The 16,009-nt window shown below is 72.4% G+C and carries 13 protein-coding genes; 6 read left to right on the top strand and 7 right to left on the bottom strand.

Going from position 1 to position 16,009, the window contains the following annotated elements; genetic code table 11:
* The first annotated feature begins 24 nt into the window (after positions 1 to 24).
* Positions 25 to 1,209, top strand: coding sequence for an ABC transporter permease (locus tag WME75_RS01290; RefSeq protein WP_437485593.1), 1,185 nt, complete (start codon positions 25 to 27; stop codon positions 1,207 to 1,209).
* A gap of 64 nt (positions 1,210 to 1,273) precedes the next feature.
* Here WME75_RS01290 and WME75_RS01285 read toward each other — a convergent pair whose 3' ends face one another.
* Positions 1,274 to 4,951, bottom strand: a complete 3,678-nt coding sequence (locus WME75_RS01285; protein ID WP_437485591.1) for a GAF domain-containing protein — start codon at positions 4,949 to 4,951, stop codon at positions 1,274 to 1,276.
* Between the two features lie 437 nt (positions 4,952 to 5,388).
* Between WME75_RS01285 and WME75_RS01280 the strand changes: the two genes are divergently transcribed.
* Positions 5,389 to 6,648, top strand: a complete 1,260-nt coding sequence (locus WME75_RS01280; RefSeq protein ID WP_437485589.1) for a DUF4142 domain-containing protein — start codon at positions 5,389 to 5,391, stop codon at positions 6,646 to 6,648.
* 334 nt (positions 6,649 to 6,982) lie between these two features.
* The gene (locus WME75_RS01275) at positions 6,983 to 7,435 is read left to right on the top strand and encodes a hypothetical protein (protein WP_437485587.1); all 453 of its coding nucleotides are present in this window, start codon (positions 6,983 to 6,985) and stop codon (positions 7,433 to 7,435) included.
* Between the two features lie 160 nt (positions 7,436 to 7,595).
* On the opposite strand, the gene WME75_RS01270 is transcribed toward WME75_RS01275, so the two are convergent.
* A complete protein-coding gene (locus tag WME75_RS01270) occupies positions 7,596 to 8,012 on the bottom strand; it encodes a hypothetical protein (protein WP_437485586.1) in 417 nt (138 codons plus the stop codon).
* Between the two features lie 160 nt (positions 8,013 to 8,172).
* On the opposite strand from WME75_RS01270, the gene WME75_RS01265 reads away from it, so the two are divergent.
* The 3 genes from WME75_RS01265 (at position 8,173) to WME75_RS01255 (ending at position 11,530) form a co-directional block, all read left to right on the top strand.
* Complete coding sequence (locus tag WME75_RS01265; RefSeq protein WP_437485584.1) at positions 8,173 to 8,874, top strand: hypothetical protein; 702 nt, start codon at positions 8,173 to 8,175, stop codon at positions 8,872 to 8,874.
* A 572-nt stretch (positions 8,875 to 9,446) separates the two neighbouring features.
* The gene (locus WME75_RS01260; protein WP_437485582.1) at positions 9,447 to 9,746 is read left to right on the top strand and encodes a hypothetical protein; all 300 of its coding nucleotides are present in this window, start codon (positions 9,447 to 9,449) and stop codon (positions 9,744 to 9,746) included.
* A 143-nt stretch (positions 9,747 to 9,889) separates the two neighbouring features.
* Positions 9,890 to 11,530, top strand: a complete 1,641-nt coding sequence (locus WME75_RS01255) for a sigma 54-interacting transcriptional regulator (protein WP_437485580.1) — start codon at positions 9,890 to 9,892, stop codon at positions 11,528 to 11,530.
* A 140-nt stretch (positions 11,531 to 11,670) separates the two neighbouring features.
* On the opposite strand, the gene WME75_RS01250 is transcribed toward WME75_RS01255, so the two are convergent.
* The 5 genes from WME75_RS01250 to WME75_RS01230 form a co-directional block, all read right to left on the bottom strand.
* Positions 11,671 to 12,030: an arsenate reductase family protein gene (locus WME75_RS01250; protein ID WP_437485578.1), complete on the bottom strand. Its 360-nt coding sequence runs from the start codon at positions 12,028 to 12,030 to the stop codon at positions 11,671 to 11,673.
* A gap of 207 nt (positions 12,031 to 12,237) precedes the next feature.
* Positions 12,238 to 12,834: a hypothetical protein gene (locus WME75_RS01245; RefSeq protein WP_437485576.1), complete on the bottom strand. Its 597-nt coding sequence runs from the start codon at positions 12,832 to 12,834 to the stop codon at positions 12,238 to 12,240.
* 176 nt (positions 12,835 to 13,010) lie between these two features.
* Complete coding sequence (locus WME75_RS01240; protein ID WP_437485574.1) at positions 13,011 to 13,508, bottom strand: hypothetical protein; 498 nt, start codon at positions 13,506 to 13,508, stop codon at positions 13,011 to 13,013.
* Positions 13,505 to 15,223 carry a FecR domain-containing protein gene (locus WME75_RS01235; RefSeq protein WP_437485572.1) on the bottom strand — a complete coding sequence of 573 codons (1,719 nt, stop codon included), beginning with the start codon at positions 15,221 to 15,223 and terminating at the stop codon, positions 13,505 to 13,507. Before WME75_RS01235 ends, WME75_RS01240 begins: the two co-directional genes overlap by 4 nt.
* The gene (locus WME75_RS01230) at positions 15,199 to 15,846 is read right to left on the bottom strand and encodes an RNA polymerase sigma factor (protein WP_437485570.1); all 648 of its coding nucleotides are present in this window, start codon (positions 15,844 to 15,846) and stop codon (positions 15,199 to 15,201) included. Before WME75_RS01230 ends, WME75_RS01235 begins: the two co-directional genes overlap by 25 nt.
* Between the last annotated feature and the right edge of the window lie 163 nt (positions 15,847 to 16,009).

Here is a 16,009-nt window from a genome sequence, read left to right as displayed (position 1 = left end):
CGCGCATCCAGGTTACACTCGGCCATGCACAGCAAGATCGCCTTGCCCTGCGCGCTGCTCGCGATCGCAGCGGCGGGCACCGGTTGCAATCTCCTCTTCGGCATCGAGCCTGGCACGGACGCGATCACCACCTCGTCCTCGACGACGACAGGCGCGGAGTCCGGGGGCGGCGGATCGGCGACGACGACATCGGGCTCCGGCGGCCATGGCGGGTCGGGCGGGTCGGGCGGGTCGGGTGGGGGCACGCCCTCGTGTGCCCCGTCGCGCTGCACCGCGGGCCAGTGTCCGGTGACGCAGGTGCCGGGCGAGCTCGGGAAGAACGCGAAGGGCATGGTCGTCACCCAGGACGCCGTGCTCCTGGCGAACGGCGAGGGCATCGTCTCCATCCCGAAGGACGGCGGGACCGCGCGCACGCTGCCCGGCACCGTCGGGTTCGGAGACGCGTCCTGGGTCACCTACTCGGGCGGACAGCTCTCGTGGCTCAACTGGAGCAACGGGAACGTGCTCGGGATCTCCATCGAGCCGCCGAGCACGAGCCCGATCCATATCGCGGAGGTTCCCCCGCCTGCAGAGGGGCCTGTGCAGCCCGCCTTCGGTCGGATCGCTTCGTTTGGCGACAGCGTCTACTGGGTGACCCAGACGCCTCCAGCCGTCTGGCGGGCGAAGGCCGACGGCAGCCAGAGCCTCGCCCAGCAGGTCGCCTCCGGAGACCACCCGGTCGGCGTCGCCGTCGACGCGACGCACGTCTACTGGTCGGACGTGGCCGCGGGCCAGATCCTTCGCACGACGAAGGACCCGCTCAGCACCACCGCCGAGGTGTTCGCGGAGACGAACGGCGGCCCGACCGAGATCCTCCTCGCCAAGGGGGTCGTGTACTGGGTGACGGACGGCAACGGCGCGGTCCAGTCCAAGGCCACGAACGCTGCTCTCGACGCCCCTCCCTTCACCTACACGGTCGACGATGAGGCCGTCTCCAAGTCGATCGCGGTGGACGATGAGTTCGTCTACTGGACCGTTTACGCGAACGGCGCAGGGCACGGCGAGGTGCGGAGGGCGCACATCGGCATGGGCGACCCGATCACCCTCGCGACGGGGCAGCCGTACTTCTTCCAGATCGCCGTCGACTGCGGGTCCATCTACTGGACCATCAACCAGCTCGACGCCGACGAGGAAACGATGATGTTCCAGATGCCGAAGCCCTCGAACTGAGCGCATCGGCGGCGCGCCCGCGGCCGGCTCACGGCGCGGCTCGGCGTCGCGCCGCTTGCCGCGGTCACGCCGCCCCCTGCGCCTCTTCCCTCTTCGGCCACGTGAACCGGAACGTCGCCCCGCTCTTGCCGTCCGACTCCACCCAGGCCCGCCCGCCGCGGCTCTCCACGATCTTCCGCACGATGGCAAGGCCGATCCCCGTGCTCTCCACCTTGTCCCGCGCCTGCAGCGTCTGGAACATCCCCCACACCTTCTCCTGGAACGCAGGCGCGATACCCGTCCCGTTGTCCGACACCGCGATCTCGTACCTGTCGCCCTGCTCCCGGGCGGAGATGAACACCGTCGCATCGTCGCGGCCGGCGTGCTTGAGCCCGTTGGTGATCAGGTTCATCAGCACCTGTTGCAGCGGCACCCTGTACGTCTTCAGGATCGCGGGCGGCACGTCGAGCGTGACCCGCGCTGGCGGCTTGGGGGCGATGAGCTCGACCACCTCCCGCGCGAGCTTCTCGAGGTCCACGCTCTCCGGCTTCTCGCGGAACCTCGTGGCGCGGGAGTAGGCCAGTATCCCCTCGATCAAGGCCTCCATGCGCCGCACGCGCCCGCGCAGCATCTCCATCTGATGGCGCGTCTCGGCGGTGAGCCTGTCCGACAGGTCCTCCTCGATCCACTGGGCGAGGCTCGCGATACCGCGGAGCGGCGCCTTCAGGTCATGGCTCGTCACATACGCGAACTGGTCGAGCTCGGCGTTGGTCCGCTCCAGCGCGCGGATGAGCGACTGCGCCTCACGGAACAGCCGGGCGTTGTCCATCGCCACCGACGCCTGGGCGGCGAGACCGACGGTGACGCGCTCGGAGCGCTCGGTGAAGACCCCAGGCCTCGGGTGACCGAAGAGCATGCCGCCGATGACCTTGCCGCTCCGGGAGACGACGGGGACGGCCAGGTAGCTCGCGACCGGGAGGTGCCCTTCCGGCGGGCCCTGGTCAGAGGGGTCCGCGCCGTGACGCGGATCCCGGGTCACGTCGTCGAGGCGGATCACCCCCTCGACGCCGAACGTCGGCGCGAACACCGCCGTGCTCCACGGCATCGGGAAGCGCGAGAAAGCCTCCTTCGGCGCCCCCGAGGCCGCATACAGCATGGATCGGACGCCCTGCGCGTCGCTCACGTTGTAGAAGAACGCGCCGAACGCCGCGCCGGAGAGCTTCGTCCCGGCGTCGATGACCGACTGGACGAGCGCGTCGAGCTCGAGCTCCGCCGACAGCGCCTGCCCCACCTCGTGGAGCGTCTCGAGCACCTCGGCGTGCTCTCGAGTGAGCCGCTCGGCCTCGCGCTGCTGGCTGATATCCATGTTGCAGCCCACGTACTCGCGAATGCTGCCGTCCGTCGCGCGGACGGGCGCCGCGCGCGCCACGGTATAGGCATACGTGCCGTCCCGCCGCCGGAGCCTGTACTCGGCCTCGTAAACGGCCCCGCGCGCCGTCGCGTCCGACCACGCCCGCGCCGTCGCCTCCCGATCTTCCGGGTGAATCACCTCCATGAAGGCGCCGCGCAGGTACTCGGCGTCGTCCTGGCCAGTGAACTCGCCCCAGCTCGGCGAGCTCTCGATGATCTCCCCGTCCGGCGTGGTCGTCCACACGATGGCCGTGGTCGCCTGGACCAGCGTGCGGAGGCGCGCCTCGCTCGTGGAGAGCTCGATCGCGAGCTGCTCGACGTGGCGGCGCGCCAGCACCTGGTCGGTCACCTCGAAAGCGAACGCCATGACGCCCTCGGTGCTGCCGCCCTGCGCGCGCATCGCCTGATAGACGAAGTTGAAGAAGCGCTCTTCCTCCAGGCCGGCGGCGCCGCGGCGGAGGCGGAGGGGCACGGACGTGCCGACGTAGGGCTGCCCGCTCCGGTAGACCCGATCGAGGAGCTCGAAGATGCCCTGGCCCTCCAGCTCGGGGAGCGCCTCCCGGATCGGCCTGCCCATCACCTCTCGACCGCCGAGGATGTCGTGATACGTCGGATTCACCAGCTCGAAGACGTGCCGAGGGCCGCGCAGGATGCAGATGCCGGCGGGCGCCTGGTTGAACAGGCCCGCGAGCTGCTGGCGGGACGCGTCGACCTGCTGGAACAGCCTCGCGTTGTCGATCAGCAAGGCCACGCGGTTCGCGAGCTCCTCGGCGAGCGCGACGTCGGCCTCGCTGAAGCGACGGCCCGACTCGGCGTGGACCAGCGTGAGCGCGCCGATGGTCCGCTCGCGCCCCCGGAGCGGGACGACGACGTAGGACCTGAGCCCGAGCGACCGGATGAGGCGCAGGTGCTCGGGGTTCTGCGCGGCGGACTCGAGCACGGAGCCCGGGATGTCGGCCACCCACTCGGGGCGGCCGGTGCGGATGACCGCGGGCACGCCCGTCGCGGCGTCGGGCCGGGGCGGTGACATCGCCCGCAGGCGCTCGCCCAGCTCGATCTTCGCCGGATCGCCGTGGTGAACGGCCACGCGCTCGATGGTGTCGCCGTTCAGCATGTCGACAGCGCACCAGTCCGCCAGCGTGGGGACCGCGAGGTGGGTCAGGTGCGTGAGCCGCGCCTCGTAGTCGAGCGAGTTCGAGAGCACGGCGCCCGCCTCGCTCAGCAGGCGAAGCGTCGCCTGCTGCCGCTCGAGCTCGGCCGCGAGCATCTCGGCGCGCGCGCGGGCCTCGCGCTCCTGCTCGAGCAGGCGCGCTCTGTCCAGCGCCGATGCGCACTGCGCGGCCACGCTGAGCAAGAACTCGCGCTCTTCATCGGTCCACGCCCGCTCGGTCGCGAACGAGAACGAGAGCCCGCCGAGCAGCGCTCCGTGGGTGAGGATCGGCAGGACGGCGAGCGCCTCGATGTCGTCGCGAGCAGGCCTGAGCGCCGCGAGCTCGGGGTACCCGGCGTGCAGGCGGCCCTTCGTACCCACCCAGACCGGCCGGCGCTCGCGGAGCGCCTCCGAGAGCGGCAGTCGGGCGTCGAGCGGCACGGTCACGTAAGGAGTCGTGCGCTGCGCCTCGAGCCCACAGTGGCCGATCAGCGTCGCGACCCCGGCCGCCTCGTCCGCCGCGTACATCATCGTCGTCGAGGCGTTGAGCACGCGGTGGATGTCGCGGAGGACGGCGGTGGACATCTGTTCGACCGTGACCGCGCCGCTCAGCGCGGAGCTGACCGCGAGCAGCGCCTGGGTGAGCCGGGCGCTGCGATCGAGCTCCTCGACGCGCCTCGTGAGCTGCGCCGCGAGCTCGCCGCGCTCCGCCTCGACCTGCTTCAGGCGGGAGATGTCGGCGAACACCGAGATCCCCCCCTCGAGCTCGCCTCCGGGCCCGAGGATCGGCGCGGCGCTCCCGAGGACCATGCCCCGCGTCCCGTCGAAGCGCTGGATCCGGGTCTCCTCGCTCTCGATGACCTGCCTTGCGGACATCGCGCGCGCCATCGCCCAGTCGGCGGCCTCGTAGGGGCGGCCATCCTCGTGAAAGGCGCGATACAGCGTCCAGTCCTGGATCGACTCGGTCGAGGCGCTGCCGGCCCAGATGCGCTCCGCCGCACGGTTGTGCAGGACGAGCTTGCCGGAGGCGTCGCAGAGGATGACGCCGTGCGGGCTGTGCTCGAGCACGGCGTTGAGCCACCCGCGATCGCGGGAGGCCGCGACGCGGAGCCGCTCGATCTCCCGCTTCAGGGCTTCGATGTCCGTCGCGTCAACGCTGTTCGAGGGCCCGGAGGGCGGGCGGGGGTGAGCAGAGGTTCCCATAGAGTGACCGCAACCGGAGGCTCGGAGCAGGGCCGAGGCGTCGCTCGGTCGGACGTCGCCCGGAGCTTACGCTCATCGGCGGCGCGGCGAAAGGCGGCGCGAGAGCGGCGCGGACGGGGGCGGACGGCGGCTCTCAGCGCGGCGCCCCGGGCGGGCCGGTGCGGAGGCAGGTCGTCGTGGGAGGACCGCTGCTGCGGGCTGGCTGCTTTGGGACGGCCAGGGTCAACGTGGAGCGGGACTTCGATTCTCGCGGTGATCGCGCCGGTGGCGCGGGGGCTCTCGGGGAAAAGACGATGCTGGCTTCGGGCCCCACCTCGCTCACCATCCCCGTTGCGCGAACCCAGATGTTGGGGGCCGATAACCGGCAGGTGAGCGCGACAGCGCGCCGATATCGAGCAAGGAGCAAGCAGATGTTGGGCTATCGTTCAGGTCGCCTCATGGCGATCATGTTCGCTGGGAGCATTGTACTCGCCGGGGCAGGCGGCTGCATCGGCGGCGAGGAGGATGCCGAGACGGACCGCGACGGGACGGCCGGCGACGAGGGGACCGGCAGGGGCACCACGGGCGCCGACGGCAGGAGCGGCGGCCAGACAGGCGGAGAGGGCGCGAGAGGCGCCGACAGGAGCGGCGGGCAGGGAGGCCGCGGGCAGCCCGGCCAGCAAGGCGGCGAGCAGCGCGGCGGCGAGCAGGCCGGCGGCCAGCGCGCGGGCGGCGCGCAAGCGTGCGGCGAGCAGGCCGGCTATCAGGGCGGCAGGCAGGGAGGCCGCGGCGAGATCGGCAGTCGAGGCGACAGGGAGGGAGACCGCAGGCAGCCCGGCCAGCGAGGCGCGATGCAGCAGGGGTCGGAGGCGGAGATCACGATGCTGGTCTCGCTCATCCACCAGAAGGAGCTCGAGCTGTCGGAGATCGCTCAAGACAAGGCGGAGTCCCCGGAGGTCCAGCGCTACGCCGAGCAGATCATCGAGGAGCACTCCCAGGCCGGGCAGCGCGGGGTGGACCTGTCGCAGGGCGGCAGGGTCAACTTCGAGGCCTGCTCGCGGTGCCAGCAGCTGGAGACCAGCTCGACCGAGCTGACCGAATCGCTGGAAGACCAGAAAGGCACCGAGTTCGACATCGCCTTCATCTGGGCGCAGGTTTCCTTCCATCGTCGCGCGATCGAGCTCCTCGACCTGCCGATGGTCGCGAGCACGGACAACGCGAGGCTCCGTTCTCAGGTGAAGGCGATGCGAGCGCACGTCGAGCAGCACCTGAGAGAGGCGGAGCAGCTCTTCTGCTCGCTGCTGCAGGAGCAGCAAGAGCAGCAAGGCGGCCAGCAGCAACGCGGCCAGTACGGGCAGCAAGGCGTCCAGCAGCAGGGCAACCAGAAGCAAGCGCAGCAGCAGCGCGACCAGCAGCAGGGCGCCCAGTACGGGCAGCAACGCGTTCAGCAGCAAGGACAGCAGCAACGCGGCCAGCAGCAGGGCGCCCAGTACGGGCAGCAACGCGTTCAGCAGCAAGGCGAGCAGCAGCGCGGCCAGCAGCAGGGCGCCCAGTACAGGGAGCAGCAAGGCCAGCAAGAAGGCCAGCAGCAGCGCGGCCAGTACGGGCAGCAAGAAGGCCAGCAGCAGCGCGGCCAGCAGCAGGGCGCCCAGCTCGGGCAGCAGCAGCGCGGCCAGCAGGCCTACGCGCAGCAGCAAGGGAGTCAGCGGGACCAGTAGCAAGTAGCAAGGCGAGCCGCAGAAGACCCTATCAGCCGCGCCTTCTCACCGCTCGCGGGCCGCATCGGCCCCGTCGCGCCCGCGATCTCCGGAGCGGCGCGCGGCTTCGAAGGAGATGAACCGCCAGGACGCCAGGGACGTCAAGCGAAGAGGTCCATGATCTCTCCTGGTGTCTCGGCGGTCTTCTTGCTCCGGACCGCGTCCGAAGAACGCGATCGCCGTCCTCGTCTGGAACGGCTCTGATCGTCGCGCTCGCCGTCGCCCGAGCTGGTATCCTCGCCGGCATGCCCGTGATGGCTCCGTGCGCCCTTCACGCCTGCCGCCCGAAGGCCCCATGATCGCCCGCCGCCGACTGCACCGCGTCGTCTTCTCGCTCGCCGCCCTTTACAACGCCTGCTGGGGGCTCTACGCGGCGCTCGACCCGCAATGGCTGTTTCGCTTCGCGGGCATGCCGCCCCTCAACCACCCCGCCATCTTCGCCTGCCTCGGGATGGTGGTCGGGGTGTACGCCATCCTCTATGCGGAGGTCGCGCGGGTCCCGGAACGCGGCTTTCTCCTCGCGGCCGTCGGCCTGCTCGGCAAGCTCCTCGGGCCCATCGGCCTCGCGGCCCTGGTCGTGACCGGGCAGTGGCCGCCCCGGTCCGCCGTGCTCTGCCTGACGAACGATCTCGTCTGGTGGGTCCCCTTCGGCCTGTATCTCCACGACGCGTGGCCCTTCTTCGTGCGTCGGTGGAGCGCCCCGCCGGCGGGCGACCTCGTCGAGACCCGAGGCGGGTCCCCCTCATGACACCGGGCTCGTCACCCGCCTGGACGAGGAATCGGCTCCAGGCGGCTCCGTCGCGCACCGCCGCGAGCCCCCGACGCGGGTAACCTGCCGGCGTTCGGCGTTCGCCGGGCGCGAGGTCGAGATCGACGTGCGCCCGTCGACGGAGACGTTCCGAGCCCCGTCAGCGATCGATCCACCTCGTGGGGAAGTCGACCTTCACGAGCGTGTCGACGCCGTCGAGCACGTCGACGCCCTCGACGCGCACGATATCGCTCATCGCGTATCCGTCGAAATCCACGAGCCAGACATCGACGTCATAGTACCCCTCGTAGAGGCCGTCGAGGGTGAGGCCGAAATCATCGCAGTCCACGGCCCCATCGACCACGTAGCCATCCTCGTCCTCGACGCTGACCGCGAGCCCGCTCACGTCGTGATCGAAGCACTCCCACGGGTCGTTGCTGCCGTCGATGGTCAGCGCGACGGTGAGCGAGCCGCTCGTGAAGGGCTCGTCGTCATGATCGACGATGACGCACCCCGTGAGCGAGGCGGTGGCGAGGACGCAGCCAGCGAGACCGGAAAGCACCTTCGAGAGTTCCATGGGGATCGTCTTCCTTTATCCAAGTCTGGCGCTGTCGCGCCGATGCGCGAAGGGTCAGCAAGCGCTATACCAGGAGCAGGCGCGCTGCCAGGCGCAGGCGCCGGCCCCCGGGCCGCCGGGTGGCACCGCAGTTGCTCCTGTGAACCCCATGGAGACGAACGTGACAGTCCTCGATACCTCCTTCGCCAGAGCCACCGCGCATGCCCCGCAGCGCAGCAGGCTCGCCGTGCTGGCCGCGCTCGTCGCGCTCGCGCTCCTCGGCGCGACCGGGTGCGCGGCGGAAGTCCACACCAGGGCCGCCGCGCCCGCGACCGTCACGTACCAGGAGTTGGCGGTGTACGAGGAGCCGGTCGTTCACATCGCAGCGGCGCCGGTCCAGGTCGAGACCTACCCGCGCGTGTACTACCGCGGGACCTACGTCTACTACGTGGACGGTCGCTGGTACTATCCATCGCGCCACGGCTGGGTCTACTACCGCGACGAGCCGCGCGCGCTGGTCCACTACCGCGTCGACTTCGACCGGCGCCGAGCCCATCACCACCCTCACCACGTGCAGCGCGGCCACGTGCAGCGCGGCCACGTGCACCGCGATCACGTGCAACGCGGCCACGTGCAGCGCGATCACGTGCAGCGCGGCCACGTGCACCGCGACCCCGTGCAGCACGGCCACGTACACCGCGCACCCGCGGCCCCGGTCCGACCAGGGGTCAAGGTCAGGGCGCGGGCGACGGTCAAGGCGGGGGCGACGGTCAAGGCGGGGGCGTCGGCCAGGCCGGCGACCCCGGCCAAGCCGACGAAGAAGCCTCGCGCAGAGCGTCGACGGCACCACGTCGAGGAAAAGGAAAAGCGCCACGAGCGCTGACCGCGGCCGCGCGCCCGAGCGATGACGGCGATGACGGCGATGACGGCGATGACGGCGCGCCCGCACCGGCCTACAGGCCCCCGCCGCGCGGCAGAGGGCCTCGAGCGCCGCCGTCCCGTCGAGATCAACTTGGCACCCGAGACGCACTTCGGTACACTTGGGACTGCTGGACCCCGGGCACCCTACGGGCGGGCGAGGCGACACGCTCAGCGGAGATTCGGCGCACCCCCTGAGGAGCAGATGTCGGCGACGAGACGCGATTCATTCTACCCGGGAACGCTCGATGGCCCCAAGAGCGCGCCTCCTCCCGGGTCAGGTCGCACGATCGACGGCCCCAAGAGCGCGCCTCCTCCCGGGTCAGGTCGCACGATCGACGGCCCCAAGAGCGCGCCTCCTTCCGGGTCAGGTGGCACGATGAGAGCGCCACCGGACAGCGAGCAGCGTGTAGCACAGCAGTGCGTGGATTGCGGTACACCTGCGCCAAAGACCGAGACGAACTACACGCTCATCAGCTCTCGCTATGGCTGGCGGCTGACACGGACCGTCGACGCGAACGGGCTAAGAATGATGGAGTGGCGCTGCCCGGGTTGCTACTCACGCTACCGTTCGAGGAAGCCGCTCTGATCGCCGACGCGGCGCGCCACCGGCGGTCAGGCGTCGCTGACGCGCGGCCCCCTCGGCGTGCCCCGCTCGGGCGCGTGGCGCCGTCCTGGAGACGACAGGACGGTCGAGCCGTTCGCCGTCCCCGTCCGTTCTTCGATCCCATCGACAATGCCTTCTGGGAGCTCGTGAAGGACAGGAACGTCGAAAAGAGGATCCGGGCGATGAAGGCGCATGGCGACATCCTCCAGGACTACCACGCTCGGCGGTGACCTCCCCTCGCCGGGTCACGCCGTGAAACGAGGGTGCGGCGGGCCCGGCGCCGCGCGCCGCTCCGGGAGCCGGACCGCGCGGCCGAGCCTTCCGCGCGCCCGGCGAGGCACCTAGGCTCGGTCACGTCGACCGGACAGCCAGCATGCGCGCAGCGGACCTCGATCTCTCGGAGCTCCTCACGGTCGACCCCCAGGCCGGCGAGCTCCGCTTCTCCGGGGCGCGGGCGATCCTGCTCGATGCCGTCGCGATGGGCCTCCTGCGCAAGCAGCTCATCGACGCGCTGGGGGCCGCGGCGGCCCGCGCGATCCTCACCCGCTTCGGCTTCGCGCACGGCTTCCGCGCGGCCGAGGCGGCGCGCGCCGAGCTCGCGCTGGAGAGCGACGAGGAGTGGCGCAACGCGGGCGGGCGCATCCACACGCTGCAGGGGATGATCCGCCTCGCGCCGGGCGCGGACGGCCCGCTGTCGCCCGAGGGCGCGGCGGTGGAGGCCTCGTACGAGGCGGAGCAGCACCTCTTGCACCTCGGCCGCGCGGACGCGCCTGTGTGCTGGACGCTCGCGGGCTTCGCGAGCGGCTACCTGAGCTGCGTCGAGGGCCGGGACATCTACGTGATCGAGCGCCGCTGCCTGGGCCGCGGCGACGCGAGCTGCCTGTTCGCCGGCCGCACGGCCGAGGCCTGGGGCGCCGAGCTCGAGCCGCACCTGCCGTTCTTCCAGGAGGATCGCCTCGACGCCTCGCTGCGCCGCGCCGCCGAGGCGCTGGGGCGCGCCGAGCGCAGGCTGAAGGCGCGCGCCGAGACGCTCCTGCGAACGGCGGAGGCGGGGGCGAGAGCGGCGGATCCGGGCGGCATCGTCGCGTCGAGCCCGTCCATGCAGCGCGTGCTGGAGCTCGCGCGGCGGGTGGCGCAGGTGGACGCCACGGTGCTTGTCACGGGCGAGAGCGGCACCGGCAAGGAGCGGGTGGCGCGGCTCGTCCACGACGCATCGCCCCGCGCGCGGGGGCCGCTCCTGGCCATCAACTGCGCGGCGATCCCGGAGCCGCTGATCGAGAGCGAGCTCTTCGGGCACGCGCGCGGCGCCTTCACGGGCGCGGCGCGGGACCGCGCGGGCATCTTCGAGGCGGCGGCCGGGGGGACGCTGTTCCTCGACGAGGTGGGCGACCTTTCGGCGGGGGTGCAGGTGAAGCTGCTCCGGGCGCTGCAGACGCGCGAGGTCCGGCGGGTGGGCGAGAACCGGAGCCGCGCTGTCGACGTGCGGGTGGTGGCGGCGACCCACCGCGAGCTCGCCGCCGACGTGTCGGCCGGCCGCTTCAGGAAGGATCTTTACTATCGGCTCAACGTGATCGAGCTCCGGCTCCCGCCGCTGCGCGAGCGCCGGGAGGACATCCTGCCGCTCGCGCGGGCGCTGCTCGCCCAGGCGGCCGCGCGCATGAGGCGGCCGGCGCCGCGCCTCAGCCCCGGCGCCGCCGATCGCCTCGTGCGGTACGCCTGGCCGGGCAACGTGCGCGAGCTGGAGAACGCCATGGAGCGCGCCGTCGCGCTCGCCGAGGGCCGGCGGATCGAGGCCGGCGACCTGCCCGAGGAGGCGCGCTCGGCCCTGCCGCCGCCGGACGCCGGGCCGCGCGACGAGCGCGCGCGGACGCTCGGCGACGTCGAGAAGGAGCACATCCTGGCGGCGCTGGCGCGCCACGGCGGCAACCAGACGCGGACCGCGGCGGAGCTCGGGATCGGCGTGTCGACGCTGTACCGCAAGCTCAAGGAGTACGGGCGCGCGCCGGCGGGGTGAGGACGAGCGGTGGCAGGCGCGCCCGGGTACCGGGGCCCCGGACACGATGTCTGCCCGCGGCGAGGTGGGGAGAAGCTCGCGGCGTCAACAACGTGGCCGCGCGCCTCTCGAGGCCCCTGGGCGGCCGTCCCCTGGGCGCCTCAGCCGGCCTTCGCGGCCTCCGCGAAGGCCTTCCACGTCGCCTCGGCGTGGCCCACGCACGCGCGCGCGCCGTCGCGCACGATGGGCGTGCGGAGCAGGAGCGGATCGTCCACGAGGAGCTCGGCGAGCCGCGCCTCGCTCGGGCCGAGGTGCTGGAGGCCGCGCTCCTTCACCCGCGCGCCCTCGGCGTCGTAGAGCGCGCGCATGCCGCCCACCGCGCGCGCCACGCTCGCGAGCTCCCCCTTGGAGAGGCCCTTCTCGCGCAGCTCGACGAGCTGCACCTTGATGCTCCGGTCGGCGAAGAACCGCTGCGCCGCCCGCGTCGCCTTGCACTTGGCCGTGCCGAAGATCTGGATCATCCGCGTCGCTCCTTCATCGACTGGCTCCCTGCGCGCCCCGGAGGGCAGCGCGGGCGTGAAGCATAGGCGCGGACGCGGCGGCCTACCAGGCGGCGGCGAGGCGGGGAGCGCCGGCAGATCACGCGCCGCGCGCGAGGGTGGGATCGGCGGGCCGGACCGGGGGCGGGCCGGGCTTCGGGAGCGAGCGGGCGCGGGCTTCGTGGAAGATCACTCGCCAGACGCGGCCGCTGCGCCGCAGCGCTCGACCGTGTAATCGCCGTTCACCTGGTCCCTCATGCCGGCGCCGCGCAGCTTCACGAAGAGAGAGGCCTCGTCGCTGCTGACGATCTCGAGCGTGCCCGCGTGGTAGCCGGCGAAACCTGCCCCGCGCCCGAAGCTGCACCCGGAGTGGTTCTCGGATAGGGTCTCGCGGAAGCCGATCCTCGGATCCGTCAGATCGATGAGCCCCGGCATGTCCATGTCAATCTCGGATGGTATGATGAGAATGAGCTGCCAGATGGGTGCGTTGTCGCACCTCGCCTCGATCAAGGTGGGGATGCACTCCTGGGCATCGCTGTCGAAGATGAGGAGCGTCGTCTCGGGGTCTTCCCACGTCCCGAAACCGAAATCGGGAGGCACGTCGCCGGCCCGCATCGCGACGGCGCCCGGCACCGGAGGGTCGCCCTCTTCAGGAGGCGGGGGAGGGTCAGGCGCGGGGCCCGGATCAGGGGGGTCCGTCCAGTCCACCTCCGGCACGAACACGATCTCGTCGCACCCGGCGCTCGCGATCGCCAGCATTCCGAGAGCCATGATGAAGCGCTTCATTGGTCTACCTCCGTGACAGGTTCTTCAGCCTCCACGACAGCTCTTCATTTGAAGTCCCTCGGACGCGTGGGGATCAACATGGCCACGGCTCCGAGAACCATCATTCGTCGCTTCATTCGCTGACCTCCGGATCAGGTTCCTGATATGGAGTCCCTCGGGGGCACGGAGACGGCTCATCAAAACCACCCGAAGTCGACGCCGGCCGAGGTGAGCAGGATCGGTTGTCCCCAGGTCACGGTGTCGTGCTCGGTGATCTGGATCGAGACCCCTTGAGCGATCACGCTGGCGAGAACGTCGGCGCGGAGGCGGAACGCTGGTGTCACGGCGAAGGCGACGCCGAGGCGCGCGAAGGGGGCGACGATCCACACCTCGACGCCGCGCCCGGCGCGGACGGCGCGGATCGCGGCGATCGCGCCCGCCCGGCGCGCCGAGGCCTCGAGGGACGCGCGCGTGGCCGGCTCGGCCGCGGGGTCGACGATCTCCGTGCGGAAGCCGAGCGACTCGAGCTCGGCGACGATCCGCAGGCCGAAGCGATCGCCCGGCGGGCAGAGGACGGCGAGGGTCGAGGGGGCCTCTTCGCGGACCTCGTCGGCGTGCGCGCCCGCCGCGAGCGCGGCCCCCGCCGCGAGGGTGGCGAGGGCGAGGACGAGGGGCACCGGGGAGCGGCGTGTCACGGCGGCGGGGGATCGGGGGCAGCGCCCGGAGGGCCGGACGAGCCGCCGGGGGCAGCGCCCGGATGGCCGGACGAGCCGCCGGGGGCGGCCGGCGTCGAGCTGCGCGCGAGCAGGCGCCTGGCGTACACCGCGTGCGAGCCGCTCGGATACGCGGCGAGGTAGCGCTCCGCCGCGCGGCGAGCGCCCGCCTCGTCGCCACGCTTGTCCTCTGCCTCGACGAGGCGTCCCGCAGCATCGGCAGCGAACGCGCCGGCCGGGTGCTCGCTCAGATACCGGGTGAACCAGCCCGCAGCGCCGGCGTCGTCCTTCAGCTGGTCCTGGGCGATCCGCCCGAGGAGGAACGCTACTGACGCGGCCTCAGGCGAGCCGGGGAATCGCCTGCGGAGGGCGGTGAAGGCCTGGACGGCGCGCGCCGAGCTGCCGCCGAGGCGGGCTGCGTCGCCGAGGGCGTGCAGGTCGCCGGCGGTCCCCGCCCCGCAGATGGCGTCGAAGCCTTCGCGCTCCGCCGCGGCGAGGGCTTCCTTGTACCTGGCGTCGAGGGCGAGGGCTCGCCAGCGGGGCGTGTCCGGGGGCGCCAGCGACGGGGTGGCCGCCGGGGGGGTGGACGAACCCTCGGCGCCTGCATGAGCGCTCGGCGGATCCACGCCGCCGCCCGGGGTTGCGCCGCCGACCGGGGTTGCGCCGCCGACCGAGGTTGCGCCGCCGACTGCGCCGCCGACCGAGGTTGCGCCGCCGACCGGGGTTGCGCCGCCGACCGAGGTTGCGCCGCCGACCGGGGTTGCGCCGCCGACCGGGGTTGCGCCGCCGACCGAGGTTGCGCCGCCGACCGGGGTTGCGCCGCCGACCGGGGTTGCGCCGCCGACCCCGCCGACCGAGGTTGCGCCGCCGACCGGGGTTGCGCCGCCGACCCCGCCGACCGAGGTTGCGCCGCCGACCGGGGTTGCGTCGGTCAACGTCGCGTCGATCGGCCCCACCTCGAGCGTATTCGTCGCGGGCGAAATCACGAGCCGCTCGCCGGCACGGACGGCGCGCGAATCTCCCACGACCGGCCCGGAGACGGTGATCGCCCCCTCGCGCAAGGCCACCCCGAACTGTTCGGTCACCGGGTCCCACCGGGTCTCGAAGCGCGTCCCGATCACGTGCACCTGAAACGGACCCACCCGCACCGTCCAGCGCGAGCGCTCCCGGTGGACGACCGACAGGTCGAGCGCGCCCCGCTCCAGGGCGACCTCTGCGCCCTCCGCGTCCACCGCGACGACGCGGGCGCGCCCGCCCGGCGCGAGGCGGAGCAGCGACCCGTCCGAGAACCGGATCGGGAGCTCCGCCTCGGGGGGCGCCGCGATCCACGCCCCGACCACCCCCGCCTCGGTCGTCCCGAGCTCGAAGCCCATCGGACCGCGCGAGCGCTTCACGAGCACCACCGCGATCGCGGCGAGGAGCAGCGCCGCCGCCAGCGACGCGGCGAGCCGGGTCGCGCGCGACCGCGCAGGCGCCCGGGCGATCGCCCCGCTCGCGCGCCCCTCGCCGGAGGTCCTCACAAACCGCGGCGCACCGGGGTTCCCGCCGGCGCGGTCCTCCGACCGGCGATCGGGCAGCTCCGCCTCGATCAGCCGCGCGCGCCCGCGCTCCAGGTCGAGCCGCGCCGCCGCCGCCCGGTCCTGCAGCTCGGCCACGTGCCGCCCGAGGGCGGTCAGCGATCGCTCGGATTGCCCCACCGGGTACCTCCATCGAGCCACGCCTCGAGCACGGGTTGCTTGCGCGCCTCGGCCCCGAAGCGGGCGCACGCGCGGGCGAGCCGCCGCTTGATCGTCGCCAGCGAGGTCTCGCACGCCGCGGCCACCTCGGTGAGCTCCATGCCGTCGATGAACCGGAGCGCGAAGGCGATCCGCTCCTCCACCGGGAGCGCGTCGAGGACCGCGTAGGTCGCCCGCAAGGCGTCCAGCACCTCGCCCGACGCCGCGCCGGACTCGACCTCGGGCAGCTCCTCGCTCGGCAGGAACCAGAGCCAGCTGCGCCGCTTCCTGCGGGTGATCGACGAGCGCGCCACGTGCACCGCGATCATCGTGAGCCAGCCCTTGAGCGCGCTCGGGTCCTCCAGTGTCGGCAGCGAGCCGAGCGCGCGCACGAAGACGTCGTGGTGCAGGTCCGCGAGGTCGCGGTGGAAGCCGATCAGCCGGTAAAGCACCCGGTGGACGTGCTCGGCGTACCGGTCGTACAGGGCGGAGCGCGCCCGCAAATCGCCCCGCCGGAACCCGTCCACGAGCGCCGCGTCGTCCCCCGCGAAGGCGTACCTGGGAGACGGCGGCAGCGATCGGACGAGCTTCAGGGGGCGGGTCAAGCGAGGCTCCTGCCCTGAAGTCCCCGCAGGCGCGGCGCACGGCTCAGGAGGGCGCACGATCGCGGCCGAGCTCGCCGAACGCACCCGCGACCCCGGTGAGCACGAGCATCACGTCGACGTGACCCTCGATGTGCTCCAATCCATGGAGCGCTTTACGTACAAC

This window comes from Sorangium sp. So ce1014, assembly GCF_051521505.1.
In the GTDB taxonomy this organism is placed as follows: Bacteria; Myxococcota_A; Polyangia; order Polyangiales; family Polyangiaceae; genus Sorangium.
The sequence above is the reverse complement of the archived record's forward strand: the minus strand, read 5'-3'. Positions and strand labels throughout refer to the sequence as shown.